The organism is Spirillospora sp. NPDC046719 (assembly GCF_040645715.1).
In the GTDB taxonomy this organism is placed as follows: domain Bacteria; phylum Actinomycetota; class Actinomycetes; order Streptosporangiales; family Streptosporangiaceae; genus Spirillospora.
Genome location: NZ_JBEYYT010000251.1, coordinates 1 through 13,629, shown reverse-complemented (window position 1 = coordinate 13,629; position 13,629 = coordinate 1). Strand labels below are relative to the sequence as shown.

At 72.8% G+C, this 13,629-nt stretch carries 15 protein-coding genes; 3 read left to right on the top strand and 12 right to left on the bottom strand.

Annotated elements, in window-relative coordinates; genetic code table 11:
• Positions 1–216 precede the first annotated feature (216 nt).
• From ABZ914_RS32770 to ABZ914_RS32760, 3 genes are all read right to left on the bottom strand, one after another.
• Positions 217–420 carry a helix-turn-helix domain-containing protein gene (locus ABZ914_RS32770; RefSeq protein WP_067466901.1) on the bottom strand — a complete coding sequence of 68 codons (204 nt, stop codon included), beginning with the start codon at positions 418–420 and terminating at the stop codon, positions 217–219.
• A gap of 340 nt (positions 421–760) precedes the next feature.
• Complete coding sequence (locus ABZ914_RS32765) at positions 761–1,645, bottom strand: phosphatase (protein WP_500197992.1); 885 nt, start codon at positions 1,643–1,645, stop codon at positions 761–763.
• A gap of 80 nt (positions 1,646–1,725) precedes the next feature.
• Positions 1,726–2,937 (bottom strand): acetoin utilization protein AcuC, encoded by a 1,212-nt coding sequence (locus tag ABZ914_RS32760; protein ID WP_500197990.1) that lies wholly within the window; start codon positions 2,935–2,937, stop codon positions 1,726–1,728.
• Between the two features lie 143 nt (positions 2,938–3,080).
• Here ABZ914_RS32760 and ABZ914_RS32755 point away from each other — a divergent pair, with 143 nt between their 5' ends.
• On the top strand, positions 3,081–4,073 hold the full coding sequence (locus ABZ914_RS32755; protein WP_500197988.1) for an alpha/beta hydrolase: 993 nt from the start codon (positions 3,081–3,083) through the stop codon (positions 4,071–4,073).
• A gap of 10 nt (positions 4,074–4,083) precedes the next feature.
• Here the strand turns inward: ABZ914_RS32755 and ABZ914_RS32750 are convergent, their stop codons facing one another.
• From ABZ914_RS32750 to ABZ914_RS32710, 9 genes are all read right to left on the bottom strand, one after another.
• Positions 4,084–4,266 (bottom strand): hypothetical protein, encoded by a 183-nt coding sequence (locus ABZ914_RS32750; RefSeq protein WP_500197986.1) that lies wholly within the window; start codon positions 4,264–4,266, stop codon positions 4,084–4,086.
• A gap of 141 nt (positions 4,267–4,407) precedes the next feature.
• Complete coding sequence (locus ABZ914_RS32745) at positions 4,408–4,842, bottom strand: hypothetical protein (RefSeq protein WP_500197983.1); 435 nt, start codon at positions 4,840–4,842, stop codon at positions 4,408–4,410.
• Positions 4,843–4,947: 105 nt separating this feature from the next.
• Positions 4,948–5,742, bottom strand: coding sequence for a pyrroline-5-carboxylate reductase (gene proC / locus ABZ914_RS32740; protein WP_387031956.1), 795 nt, complete (start codon positions 5,740–5,742; stop codon positions 4,948–4,950).
• A 110-nt stretch (positions 5,743–5,852) separates the two neighbouring features.
• Positions 5,853–6,773, bottom strand: coding sequence for a proline dehydrogenase family protein (locus ABZ914_RS32735; RefSeq protein WP_500197981.1), 921 nt, complete (start codon positions 6,771–6,773; stop codon positions 5,853–5,855).
• Positions 6,774–6,890: 117 nt separating this feature from the next.
• Positions 6,891–8,267 (bottom strand): LCP family protein, encoded by a 1,377-nt coding sequence (locus ABZ914_RS32730; protein WP_500197979.1) that lies wholly within the window; start codon positions 8,265–8,267, stop codon positions 6,891–6,893.
• Between the two features lie 96 nt (positions 8,268–8,363).
• Positions 8,364–9,098 carry an ABC transporter permease gene (locus tag ABZ914_RS32725; protein WP_500197977.1) on the bottom strand — a complete coding sequence of 245 codons (735 nt, stop codon included), beginning with the start codon at positions 9,096–9,098 and terminating at the stop codon, positions 8,364–8,366.
• On the bottom strand, positions 9,095–9,826 hold the full coding sequence (locus ABZ914_RS32720) for an ABC transporter ATP-binding protein (protein ID WP_500197974.1): 732 nt from the start codon (positions 9,824–9,826) through the stop codon (positions 9,095–9,097). Before ABZ914_RS32720 ends, ABZ914_RS32725 begins: the two co-directional genes overlap by 4 nt.
• Before the next feature lie 118 nt (positions 9,827–9,944).
• Complete coding sequence (locus ABZ914_RS32715) at positions 9,945–10,544, bottom strand: TetR/AcrR family transcriptional regulator (protein ID WP_500197973.1); 600 nt, start codon at positions 10,542–10,544, stop codon at positions 9,945–9,947.
• Complete coding sequence (locus ABZ914_RS32710) at positions 10,541–11,425, bottom strand: sugar phosphate isomerase/epimerase family protein (RefSeq protein WP_500197971.1); 885 nt, start codon at positions 11,423–11,425, stop codon at positions 10,541–10,543. The genes ABZ914_RS32715 and ABZ914_RS32710 overlap by 4 nt, the downstream gene beginning before the upstream one ends.
• Before the next feature lie 178 nt (positions 11,426–11,603).
• On the opposite strand from ABZ914_RS32710, the gene ABZ914_RS32705 reads away from it, so the two are divergent.
• A complete protein-coding gene (locus tag ABZ914_RS32705; protein WP_500197969.1) occupies positions 11,604–12,302 on the top strand; it encodes a class I SAM-dependent methyltransferase in 699 nt (232 codons plus the stop codon).
• A gap of 150 nt (positions 12,303–12,452) precedes the next feature.
• The gene (locus ABZ914_RS32700) at positions 12,453–13,505 is read left to right on the top strand and encodes an alpha/beta fold hydrolase (RefSeq protein WP_500197968.1); all 1,053 of its coding nucleotides are present in this window, start codon (positions 12,453–12,455) and stop codon (positions 13,503–13,505) included.
• Positions 13,506–13,629 lie beyond the last annotated feature (124 nt).

Genomic DNA, 13,629 nt, shown 5'->3' with positions numbered 1-13,629 from the left:
TCGGCGTGGCCCCCGTCGCTGAACAGCTGCGCGAGCGGGGTGCGCCAGAACGCCGAGACCGTCCGGCCCGGTCCCCGGGTCCGGCGGCCTACCGGCCGCCGGCCGGTCCTCGTCCTGTTTCCCCAGCTCCGGGACGGTCCTCGCGGGTCGTCCCGGCGCCCCCTGCACGGCCGGGTGGCAGGTTCGGCGAGGGCCTGTCGGCCCCGCCCTCACCCGTTATCCGGCTTCGATGTACGCGTCGCGCAGGTAGTCGTGAACAGCCTGTTCGGGGACCCGGAACGAGCGGCCCACCCGGATGGCGGGAAGCTCGCCCGAGTGGACGAGGCGGTAGACGGTCATCTTGGACACCCGCATCACCGAGGCCACTTCGGCCACGGTCAGGAACCTGACCTCGCTGAGAGGTCGCTCGCCTGAGCTCATCGGACGCCCTCTTCCACACGTGCCGCGCACCGGCCCTTCGGGTGACTTTGATCACGCACGTGTACTTCCTCCAGCGTAAATCGCGTATCGGCAGTCGCAAGAGGGGAGTTCCGCACATTTCCGTATCCGACCCTGACCGGGCGGCCATATCGTTGCTCCCGTACGGAGCGCGAACATGACGGCACAGGGCGTGGCAATCCCACCGAATGTCAACCGAAAACAGGCGATGACCTGCGACTCAGAGGTTCGCGCTGGGGTCGCGCCAAACCACGGACACCGTTACGGCAGCCCTGTCACACCCAGTGACAGGATGGACGGCCGCGCCGGAAGGTAAGCAAGGTCAGTCCTTCGGGGACAGCCCCGCGCGGGCGAGGAGATACGCCGTCAAGGGCCCGTAATGGTGCGGAGACACGCCGTCGTCCAGCGGGACGACCACATCGATCTTGCCTTCGGCGGCGCCGGCGAACAGCGCGGGATCGTTACAGTCCGCGAATCCGACGGTGTCGATGCCGGCCTGGCCGGCGGCGCCCGCCCAGCCGTGATCGGCAATGGCCAGATCCGGCCAAGAATCGTGTTTATCGTTCAAGGTCTCGCCGTTTCCGCTATCAGCGGACGCGGCCGGGCCGGCGCCTCCGGAGGCCAGCTCGCGGAGCATCGCCTCCATCGGATGCGGGTCGTGCGTGTGGTGGGTGCGGAAGTCCTCGCCCTCCAGCATCGCCACGCCCGGCTCGGCGTAGACGATCCGGCGCAGGTCGGAGCCGCCGTAGTCGACCTCGATCTCGTACGTCCAGCCCGCCGCCGGGGTCAGGATGCGGCAGCCCGCGCCCGCCAGCGCCCGCGCGACGCCCTGGTACAGCGGGGTCAGCGTGGCCGGATGCCCGGTCGCGATCACCACGGTCTCCCGGCGGCGCGCCGCGAGGCCGATCCGGTCGCCCATCGCCTCCAGCGTGTCGAGGGTGATGTCGGGGTCGATCGTGTCGTCGCCGTACACGTGCCGCGGATCCGGGTTCACGCCGCAGCGCTCGACCATCATCTCCAGCACGGACCGCTCCGTCCACGACGGCTTGAGCTCCAGCCCGAACCGGTAGTACGGGTTGCCGGCCGCCATCCGCCGGTAGTGCAGCAGGTTGTTCTGCCGCGGTGTCGCCACGTCGCCCGCGATCATCGTGCGGACGAGGTGCGCGCGCAGTTCGTCCCGCGTGGGGGGCTTGCCAGGATCCGCCATCACTCGTCCGCCGCCGCTCTGCTCGTCACTCTTCCTCGTCGTCGCTCGTCGTCGCTCTTCCGCGGGTCACTCGTCCGCGGTCACTCGTCCGTCATCGGGTCGAGGCCGTGCTCGGGGAAGACCTCCCGCCGGGTCGCCAGGATCGCCTGGTCGACCGGGTTCGCCGGGTCGTAGCCGTTCCCCCACCGGTGCACCTCCACCACGTCCGTCCCGTCCGTCATCCGGCGCGGGGCGATCTCGCCGGTGCGCCTCTGCACGAACTCGCGCCAGGCGTCCGGGGTCTCGGTGGCCGGCGCGATGGGGTCGCCGGACGCCTCCGCCAGCAGGTGCGTCCAGGCGCGCGGGACGACCTGGACCAGCTCGTAGCCACCGCCGCCGGTCAGGATCCAGCGGCCGCCGGCCGTCTCGTGCGCGAGCCGGTGCAGCGCCGCGTACGCGGTCCGCTGCCCGTCCACGGTGAGGATCAGGTGGGCGAGCGGGTCGAGCGCGTGCGAGTCGGCGCCCTGCTGGGTGACGAGCACCTGCGGGCGGAACCGGCGCAGCAGCTGCGGGACGACCGCCTCGAACGCGCGCAGCCAGGACGCGTCGTTGGTGCCGGGCGGCAGCGAGACGTTGACCGCCGTGCCGTCGGCGCCGGTCTCGGTGGGGAACCCGGTGCCGGGGAACAGCGTCCGCGGCGTCTCGTGCAGGCTGATCGTCAGGACGCGCGGGTCGTCGTAGAACGCGGCCTGGACGCCGTCGCCGTGGTGCACGTCGATGTCGACGTAGGCGACGCGCTCGGCGCCGTTCTCCAGCAGCCACGCGATCGCGACGGCCGGGTCGTTGTAGACGCAGAAGCCGCTCGCGGCGCCGCTCAGCGCGTGGTGCAGGCCGCCGGAGACGTTCGCGGCGTGCTCGGCGCGGCCCGTCCAGACCGCCTCCGCCGCGGCCACCGAGGCGCCCGTGACCAGCGCGGACGCGTCGTGCATGCCGAGGAAGACGGGATTGTCGTCGGTGCCGAGGCCGTACCGCGGCTCCGGCAGCCCGGTCGCGCCCGCGTGCTTGACGGCCGCGATGTACGCCTCCTCATGGACGAGGCGGAGCAGCTTGTCGTCGGCGGTCTCGAACTCGGAGACCCGCACGTTGCGGCGGTCCAGCACGCCGAGCTCGCGGGCCAGCGCCATCGTCAGCTCGACGCGGACCGGGTTCATCGGGTGGCCGGGCCCGAAGTCGTAGGAGACGAGCCGGTCGTCCCAGAAGATCTCCAGCCCGCAGCCCCGGGGCGGAGGCTGGGAGGGCGGCGCGACGCTCATGACCTCACGGTATCGCGGCGGGTCCGTGGCCTGGATCACAGACCCCACCGGTCCGGACGTCCCTCGCGATCAAGCTGTGATGTTGATTACACGACATAAATGGGCATGTACATAACACAACGGAAACAGCCAGTGAGGTGCCGATGGACCAGAGCGTCCGCAGCCGCGCGATCTCCGGCGCCCTCCGGCTGGGCGTCCACCCCTTCATGCACCGGGTCCCCGGGCACGCACCGAGCATCCGCACCGCCCGCTCCGCCGTGGACGCCGCGTCCCTGCTGCTGCGGGCCGGCTCGCGGGCCCGGGTCGTCCCGCTGGCGGACCCGCGCGTCGAGAGCCCCGGTGACCGGCCGGTCAGGGGCGAGTGGGTCGTCTCCCGCGACGCGCCCGAAGCCCCCGCCGCGGGCGCGTCGCCCGCTGGCGCGATCCTCTACCTGCACGGCGGCGGCTACGTCGTCTGCTCGCCGCGCACGCACCGGTCGATCACGTCGCGGCTGGCGGTCGAGACCGGGCTGCCCGTCCTCGTGCCCCGCTACCGGCTCGCGCCCGAGCACCCGTTCCCCGCCGCGCTGGAGGACGCCCTCGCCGCCTACCGGTGGCTGCTCGACCGCGGCGTCCCCGCGTCCGGGATCGTCGTGGCGGGCGACTCGGCGGGCGGGCACCTCGCCGCCACGCTGGCGGGCGAGATCTGCCGGACGGGGCTGCCGTCCCCCGCCGGAATCGTCCTGTTCTCCCCCTGGGTCGACCTGACCTGCGAACTGTCCACCCGCGAGCAACAGCACGCCCGCGACCCGTACATCAGCGCGTACGCGGCGCGCAGGGTCGCCAGGCTCGTGGTGGGGCCGGGCGGCTTCGACGACCCGCGCCTCGCCCTGCTCACCTGCGCGTGGACGGACACGCCGCCGGTGCTGATCCAGGTCGGCGGCGCGGAGGTGCTGCGCCCCGAGGCGGAGGCGCTCGCGGACGCGCTGACCGCCGCGGGCGCCGACTGCGAGCTCCAGGTCTGGAAGGGACAGATGCACGTCTTCCAGATCCTCAACCGGGTGCTTCCGGAGGCGAGCGCGGCGATGCGCGACGCCGCCCGCTTCATCGGGTCCGTCACGGCCCCGGCGCCCAAGAAGTCGGAGGTCGCGGCGTAGGCGCGCGGACCTACCGGCCGTCGCTCTTGCCCTCTTTGGGCGCGGAACGACGGTTCGCGGCCAGGAGCGCGGCCGCGTGGTCGGCCATGAAGCGCGGCACGCCGAGCCTGATGAGCGTGCGGTGCAGCAGCGTCCGCTCCACCGGGGACGCCGCGCGAGGCACGCCCGCGTCCCGTTTCCGCCGGTCGACCATCCCGCGCCTCCCCCGCCGTCATCAAGATCAACGGGGATGGTAGCCAGGAAAGTCCCTGTTTCACCCGGAAATCGGGCTCATTAGCCACGCTAGGGAATTCGTCCGTCACCCCGCGTGGCCCGATCACCGGGTCGTCGCGGGTCAGAAGTTGCGGGCGTGCTCGGGCTCGAAGACCGGGTCGCCGTCCTCCGGCCGGCGCCGGACGGTGAGGAACCCGACCGCCGCCGCGACCGTCGCGATCCCCTCGCCGACCAGGCTGATCGTCTTCTCGGTGTACCAGACGGGCTCGTGCATGTCCGGCAGCGGACCGAGCGCGCCGACGTCGACGTAGTAGTAGAGCAGGAGCGCGCCGACCGCGCTCCCCGCGACCAGGAACGCCAGCGCGTACGACCAGCGGGCCGCGTAGGTGAGAATGATCACCGCGACGACGGCGGCGATCCCGGCCTGGATGCGGAAGAGCAGGTCGCCGTGGATCGAGCCGCCCTGGACGAACGCCATCTGGGGAGCGAACCTCCAGTGCACGACGGCGTCCGCGCCGAGTCCCGCGGCGACCAGCAGTCGGAGTATGAGTCGCATACTCCTAACACGGCCCGGCACCCTCGCCCGGCTCAACCCGATCATTCGGAATTCAACTTTTTTCGGGCGATATGCGCAGAACGGGGGTCAAGCAGGGCGGGGCGGTCAGCCGCCGGCGAGCTCCCGGCCGCGGTTGCGGGCCGCCTCGATCGCCTCCAGGACGGCGGCGCGGACGCCGTGCCGCTCCAGCTCCCGGATGGCCGAGATCGTCGTCCCGCCCGGGGACGTCACGGCCTCGCGCAGCAGCACCGGATGCTCGCCGGAGTCGCGCAGCATCACCGCGGCGCCGACGGCGGACTGGATCACCATCTCCAGCGCGGCGGCGCGCGGCATGCCGAGCAGGATGCCGGCGTCGACCATCGCCTCGACCAGGTAGTAGAAGTACGCGGGGCCGCTGCCGGACAGGGCCGTCGCGCCGTCCTGCAGCGACTCGGGGATGCGCAGCACCTTCCCGACCGGCGACAGCAGCTCCTCGGCGAGCTTCAGGTGCTCCTCGCCCGCGTGCGACCCCGCCGAGATGACGCTCATCGCCTCGTCCACGTGGACGGGCGTGTTCGACATGACGCGGACCACCGGCGTCCCGGCCGGGAGCCGCTCCTCGATGAACGCCGTGGGGATGCCCGCCGCCATGGAGACGACCATCCGGTCGCCGCCGACGTGCGGGCGGATCTCGTCCAGCAGCGCGCCCATGTCCTGCGGCTTCACCGCTATGACCAGCGTCTCGGCCTTCGCGGCGGCGTCGGCGTTGGACACGGTCTCGATGCCGTAGCGCTCGCGCAGCAGCGCCGCGCGCTCCTCGCGGCGCGCGGTCGCCACGAGCTCGGACGGGCGGCGGCCGGCCCGGAGCACCCCGGACAGCAGCGCCTCGCCCATCTTCCCGGCACCCAGAATCGCGATCATCGGCATACCTTGACGTGGGGATCCAGTGACCGCACCAGCCTATCGGGGGCTGCCCGGCCACCGGACGGCCAGGCGCCGACGGTCAGGCGGGGAGCGCCAGGCGCGGGCGGTCAGGCGCGGTGGACGAGGGAGCGCGCGAACAGCTTGAGGTTGGACGGCCTCTCCGCGAGGCGCCGCATGAAGTACTCGTACCACTCGCGCCCGTAGGCGACGTACACGCGGACCTGCGCGCCCTTCGCCGCGAGACGGCGCTGCTCCGCGGAGCGGATGCCGTAGAGCATCTGGTACTCGAACGTGTCGGCGTCGCGCTCGTTCAGCACCGCCAGCGCGCCGCCGATGTCGATGAGGCGCGGGTCGTGGGTGGCGAGCATGGGGTAGCCCTTGCCCGCCATCAGGACCTTCATACAGCGGACGTACGACTTGTCGATCTCGTCCTTGTCGGTGAAGGCCACCACATCGGGCGCGGCGTAGGCGCCCTTGCACAGCCTCACGCGGGACCCCTCGTACGCCAGCTCCGCGCAGTGCTCCTCCGCGCGCCGCAGGTACGCCTGGATGACCGCGCCCACGTCCGGGAAGTCCCGGCGCAGCTCGTGGACGATCCGCAGCGTCGCATCGACCGTGGTGTGCTCTTCCATGTCGAGCGTGACGGTCGTGCTGGCGGAGCGTGCCGCGCCGCAGATGCGGCGCGCGTTCTCCAGCGCGATTTCCTCGCCCAGGGTCAGCCCGATCGCCGACAGCTTCACCGACACCTCGGCGCGCGCCCCCAGCCCGGACTCCCCGAGCCGTTCGAGCAGGGCGACGTAGTGGTCGGCGTTGGCCTCGACGCGCCCGCCGTCCTCGGTGTCCTCGCCGAGGACGTCCAGCGTGACGAGCAGACCCTCCGCGGTGAGGTCATCGATGACGCGCGCCGCGTCGTCCATGGTCTCCCCGGCGACGAACCGCCGGACGACGTCGCCGGTGAACGGCGCGGTCTCCATGATCCGGCGTGCGCCGCCACTGCGCGACGCGAACAGCAACGCCTGACGAAGCACTGGTGCACAACCCCTTGTCCGGCGGGACGGCCCGCTCCTTCACAGCCGCCGTCCCCTACCGCCCAGGTTATGCCCGGACCGGCGCCCCGATCACGACGCCCCGTCCCGGGACCCCGCTCAGGACACCGTGCCGACGCCGTGGCCGCCGCCGTACTTCTGGACGTACTGCTGCATGCCGGCCGTCTTCACCGCTTCGAACAGCGTCTTCGCCTTGGGCGGGTCCAGGAAGACCACGCTCTGCTTGTTGCGCATCCCGGTGCCCTTGTAGGGCGTCGTAAGGAACGTCACGTCGCCGACGCGCAGGTGCCGCAGGCTCAGCGCCAGCGAGCGCAGGTCCCCCGCCGACTCGCTCGAGTCGACGCTGATCGACTTGGTGAACGCCGACAGGAACCGGTCGAGCTTGAGCGGGTTGGTGATCGTGCCGCCGTCCGCGGCCTGCTTGGCGAGCGCGCCGAGGAACGCCTGCTGCCGCTTGATCCGGTCGAAGTCGCCGTTCGGCAGGTTGTAGCGCTGCCGGACGAACAGCAGCGCCTCCTCGCCGTTCAGCTTCTGCCGGCCGGCGCTCCACTGCTTCTTGCGGGCCGGGTCGTACACGCTCTGCTTGATGTCGACGGTGACGCCGCCCAGCGCGTCCGTCATCGACTTGAAGCCCTCGAAGTCGATCGCGCCGTAGTGGTCGATCCGGACGCCGGTGAGGTTCTCCATCGTCTCGATCAGCAGCTTCGGGCCGCCGAACGAGAACGCGGCGTTGATCTTCTGCTTGCCGTACCCGGGGATCTGCACGTAGGAGTCCCGGGGGAAGGAGATGATGTACGCCTTCTTCCGGTCCGCCGGCAGGTGCAGCAGCATGATCGTGTCGGTGCGCTGCTGGCCCGGCTTCCAGAGGTCGCCGCCGCCGTCCCCGGTCGTGCCGACGTCGGCGCGGGTGTCGGAGCCGACCAGCAGCCAGTTCTCGGTGCCCGCGCTGTTCGGGCCGGGCCGCTTGCCGCCCGGCATGACGCCCTGGATCCGGTGGATGTTGCCGTTGTACGACGACTGGCGCTGCCAGATCAGCCCGCCGATCCCCGCCACGAGCAGCACGAGGAACACGCCGATCGCGAGCAGGACGCGCGGCCAGCGCTTCTTGCGCCGGCGCACGCCGTCGCCGTCGTCGCCGCCGGGCCCGCCGCCCCAGAACGCCGCGCTGTCGGGATCCTCGCCGCCGGGACCGCCGGGACCGCCAGGGCCGCCGTCTCCGGGTCCGGACGGGCCGCCTGGCCCTCCGGGCGCACCGTGCCCCTCGTGCCCGCCGAGGCCGGGACCGCCGGGGCCGGGAAGGCCCGGCGCGGCGTGGGCCCCGGTCGCGCCGGGGCCGGACGGAGCGCCCGGACCTGCCGGGACGCCCGGACCCGCCGGGGCGTCGGGGGCTCCGGACGCGTGGCGTCCCGCGTGCGGCGGCAGGGCCCCATCGGGCCGCTGCGGCAGCGGCGGGCCGGGGAGGTCTCGGGGGGTCATGGCGCAGAAGCTACCAGCCCGATCAGTGCGGTTAAGGCGCGTTTCACCCGTCCGTCCTGATCGAGACCGGTCCCGGCCCCCGGGTAAACCTCCGGGCTACGGCGTCCTTCTCGGCAGGGTGGCGGCGCCGAGGAGGAGCGCGACGACGGTGAAGGCGGCGATCACGGCGACGTCCGTCGTGAGGGTGCCGGTGAAACCGGGCTTCGCGCTGATCTCCTGCATGCCCTGCACCGCGTAGGTCAGCGGCAGCACCCGGGAGACCGCCTCCAGCCAGCCCGCCATCTGGTCGCGCGGGATGATCAGCCCGCACAGCAGCGTCTGCGGCAGCACGAACGCCGGCATGAACTGGACGGCCTGGAACTCGGTGCGGGCGAACGCGCTGGCGAACAGGCCGAGGGCCATGCCGAGCAGCGCGTCGAGCACCGCGACGAGGACCAGGGAGCCGAGCGAGCCGGTCAGGTCCAGCCCGAGCCAGGTCAGCGAGATCACCAGGACGGTGCCGACCTGCACCAGCGCGGCGAGCCCGAACGCGAGCGCGTAGCCGAGCAGCAGGTCGAGCTTGCCGAGCGGCATGCTCATGAGGCGTTCGAGGGTGCCGCCGGTGCGCTCGCGGAGCGTGGCGACGCTGGTCACGACGAACATGACGACGAACGGGAAGAGCCCGAGCAGCATCGGGCCGAGCCGGTCGAACATCGCCGGCGCCTGGAACACGTACCGCAGCAGGATCATCAGCAGGCTCGGCACGACGACCAGCAGCGCGACGGTCCGGTGGTCGTGCCTCAGCTGGGCGAGGATGCGGCGGGCGGTGGCGAGGGTGATCGCGGGGTTCACGCGGGGCTCCCGGCGGTCTCGGCGATCAGGCGGAGGAACGCCTCCTCCAGGTCGGGGGCGCCGGTCCGCTCGCGCAGCTCGCCGGGGGCGCCGTCGGCGAGGATGCGCCCCTCGCGCATCAGCAGCAGCCGGTCGGTGCGGCCCGCCTCGTCCATGACGTGGCTGGACACGACGAGCGTGACGCCGCGTCCGGCGAGCGTCCGGAACAGCGCCCACAGCTCCTGCCGCAGGACGGGGTCGAGGCCGACGGTGGGCTCGTCGAGGACGAGCAGTTCGGGCGAGCCGAGGAGGGCGACGGCGAGGTTCGCGCGGTTGTGCTGCCCGCCGGACAGCGTCGCGACCGGCTGGTCGCGGTTGCCGGCGAGGCCGACCTCCTCGATGACGCGGTCGGCGTCGCCGCGCGGCGCGCCGAGCACGGAGGCGAAGTAGCGGAGGTTCTCGGCGACGGTCAGGTCCCCGTAGACGGCCGGGGTCTGGGTCGCGTAGCCGACGCGGTTCCGCAGTCCGCGCGACCCGGCGTCCTCCCCGAGGACGGTGACGCGGCCGCTCGCGACGACCTGGACGCCGACGAGCGCCCGCATCACGGTGGTCTTGCCGCAGCCGCTCGGGCCGAGCAGCCCGACGACGCGGCCGCGCGGGACGTCGAAGCTCAGTCCGTGCAGGACCTCGCGCCCGCCGCGCACCACCCGCAGGTCCCGCACTTCCACGGCGGGACTGGAACTCATCATGTGATGAATTTAAGTCCGCGCGGAGGCCCGGTCAAGAGGCCGGGAAGGTCCGGTTTCCGCACCGGGTTCCGTACGGGTCCGTGCGGGGTTCCGTGCCGGTTCCGTGCGGGGAGGGACGTCAGTCCAGGTAGCGCTGGAGGGTCGGCGCGACCAGCTCGACCAGCTCGTCCTCGCTCGCGGACGCCATCGGCTCGACCCGCAGCACGTACCGCAGGATCATCACGCCGATCATCTGCCCGACCGCCGCCTGGACGTTCAGCCGCGGCAGGGACCCGGCGGCCTCGGCGCGGCCGAGCAGCGCCGACGTCACGAACTCGCGCATCATCACCGCCGCCCGCTCGTTGGTCATCGCCGAACGCAGCATCGCCAGGATGGGCGCGCGCCGGTCCGCGTCGGCCCAGACCTGCAGGAACGTCCGGACGATCGTCTCGCCGAGCCGCTCGCGCGGCTGCGACAGCAGGTGCGGCAGCAGCACCGACGGGTCCACCGGGAACCGCATGGCCTCGACGAACACGCCCTCCTTCGTCCCGAAGAAGTGGTGCACGAGCGCCGGGTCGACGCCGGCGGCGCGGGCGATCGCGCGCAGCGACGTCCCGTCGTAGCCCTTGTCGGCGAACATCTCGCGCGCCTCGGCGAGGATCGCCTCGCGCGTCTCGGTCGGGCCGGGCCGGCGGCCCCGCGCGGACGCGGTCCGCCCGGAGCGCGTCCCGTCGGTCACCGGGCGCCCCGGCGGGTGACCTCCCCGCCCGAGGTGACCTGCCAGGTGTGGTCGGCGGCGGCCAGGTGCAGCCGGGCGAACGCGAGCGCCTCGGCCAGGTCCTCCATGCGCTCGGCGCGGCTGGACGCGCGGCGCGTGTTGACCTCCAGGACGACGTGCCCGCGGAACCCGGACTCGGCGAGCGTCTCCAGCATCGGCCCGCACGGCTGGTTGCCGCGGCCCGGGACGAGGTGCTCGTCCTTGTTGGTGATCCCGACGCCGTCGGCGAGGTGGATGTGGCGGAGCCGGTCGCCGAGGCCCGCGGCCATGCCGAGGGCGTCGGAACCGGACACGGCGGTGTGCGACAGGTCCAGCGTGACGTGGGGGTAGTCCTGGTCGACGGGGTTCCAGTCGGGCAGGTACATGCCGGCCTCGGCGCCGCGCGCCTTGAGCGGGAACATGTTCTCGACCGCGAACAGCACGTCCGTCTCGTCCTGCATGCGGGCCAGGCCCTCGACGAACTCCTTGGCGTAGTCGCGCTGCCAGCGGAACGGCGGGTGGACGACCACGACGTCGGCGCCGAGCTCCTCGGCGACCTCCTTGGAGCGGACCAGCTTGCCCCACGGCTCGCGGCCCCAGACCCGCTGGGTGAGCAGCAGGCAGGGCGCGTGGATCGACTTGATCGGGATCTGGTGGTAGTCGGACAGGCGGCGCAGGACGTTGAGGTCCTGCGAGGACGCGTCCGTGGACACCATGACCTCGATGCCGTCGTAGCCGAGCAGCGCGGCGATCTCGAAGGCGCTCGGCACCTTCTCGGGATAGACCGACGCCGTGGACAGCGTGATCGGTGCGTCCGGCACGCGCAGGGCCGGTGAACGGGCGCCGTTGTGCTGCGGGGTCAAGGCTTCCTCGCCAGGAATGATCGCTCGGCTGGGTCCGTGAGAGGCGGTGTTCGTAAAGGAAAGCCTATGCGCCCGCGCCGGTGATGAAACCCTCGCCCCGAGTGATCCGCGCTGCTTCGCGGAGTACCCGCGCTGCTTCCGCGTGGGGCCGCTCCGGGCGCGGCTACGCTCTGTTCCCGTGGCCGAGATCGCGCCGGGCGCCGTGCCGAGCCCGAACATCTGGAACTCCCCGCAGGTCTACGAGCTGGAGAACCGCGCGGTGGACCCCGACGGCGTGCTGGACGCCGCGATGCGCGCGATCCGGCCGTGGACGGGCGCGACCGTGCTGGACCTCGGCTGCGGCACCGGCTTCCACCTGCCCCATTTCGCCGCGGAGGCGGACCGGGTGATCGGGATCGAGCCGCACGCGGGCCTCGCGGGGGCCGCCGCGCGCCGCGTCCGCGATCTTCCGAACGTCACCGTGCGTGTCGGCGCGGCGCAGGCGCTGCCGCTGCCGGACGCGTCGGTCGACGTCGTGCACGTCCGGTGGGCGTACTTCTTCGGGCCGGGCTGCGAGCCGGGCCTCGCCGAGCTGGACCGGGTCGTCCGGCGCGGCGGGGCGGTCTTCGTCATCGACAACGACGCGACCCGGTCCACGTTCGGCCGCTGGTTCCGGCGCGGTCTGCCGAAGTACGACCCGGAGGCCGTCGAGCGGTTCTGGACGCGGCGCGGCTTCACCCGCGAGCCGCTGATGATCAGGTGGTCGTTCGGGAACCGGGAGGACCTCGCGGCGGTGCTGCGGATCGAGTTCCCCGCCGACCTCGCGGACGAGTTCCTGCGCGAGCATGCCGGTCTCGAAGTGGACTACGCCGTCAATCTATGGTGGCGTTGCGCCTGAGGTTACTGACGAGTCCGTCACAGTCGGCGTCCCGATGTGGCCACTCTTGGACCCCGCGTACAACAATTGGCGCCGTACCCCACCGGCGCCGCCGGCGCCGCGACGCCGCCCCCCGGCCGGCGTCCGCCCGAAGGAACGGAGGAACCGGCCATGGGCCGTGCCGCCAGGACGAGCCGCAATGTGATCGCCGCCGCCGCGCTCGCCGGAGCCGGCGCCGGGGCGGGACTGGCCCTGCAGCGCCGCGCCGTCCGCCGCCTCCAGCTGCGGCCCGACCCCTACGCCGGGGAGCCGTTCGGCTCCCTGCGCGGCCGCCCCGTCCCGGTCCGCGCCGACGACGGCACCCGGCTCTACGCCGAGATCGACGGCGAGGACCGCACCGACCTCGCCGTCGTGTTCTCGCACGGCTGGACCCTCACCCAGGACTCCTGGCACTTCCAGCGCAAGGCGCTGCGCGGCCTCGGCCGGCTCGTCTTCTGGGACCAGCGCGGCCACGGCCGCTCCGACGGCGGCGCCCGCGACGGCTACACCCTCGACCGGCTCGCGGGCGACCTCGCCGCCGTCATCGACGCCACCGTCCCCGCGGACACGCCCGTCGTCCTCGTCGGCCACTCCATGGGCGGCATGACCACCATGCGGTACGCCGACGCCAACGCCGGGCTCGTCGGCGGCAAGATCGCCGCCACCGGGCTGCTGTGCACCTCGTCCGGCGGCCTCGGCGAGGTCACCCTCGGCCTGCCGGCCCTCGTCGCGCGCTCCACCCAGCGCGTCCTGCCGCGCGCCCTGCGCGCCCTCGGCGCCGGCTCCGCCGCCATCGAGAAGGTCCGGCACCTCGGCCGCGACGGCTCCATGCTGATCGAGGACCTCATCGCCTTCGGCCCCGACGCCAGCCCCGCCGCCGTCGCGTTCGCCGAGCAGATGATGACCGAGACCCGGATGGACGCCTTCATCGACTTCCTCCACTCGATGGTCACCACCGAGGTCATCAGCGACTGCGCCGCCCTCGGCGCCGCCGACACCCTGGTCATCGGCGCGGAGAACGACATGCTCACCCCGGTCGAGCACAGCCTCGAGATCGCCGGCTGCGTGCCGTCCGCCCGCCTGGAGGTCGTCCCCACCGCCGGCCACATGGCCATGCTGGAACGCCCCAGCATCGTCTCCGACCACCTAGGCGACCTCATAGAGCGCGCCCGCAAGCAGTATTGACCCAGGGGGCGACCCCCTGGAACCCCCGCTGCGGTGGGGGGGGGGGTTTGGGGGGGGGGGGCCGGGCGGCCGCAACGACGGCGCCCCCCCCCCGGGCGGGCGCGGCCCCCCGCGCGGCGCGCGC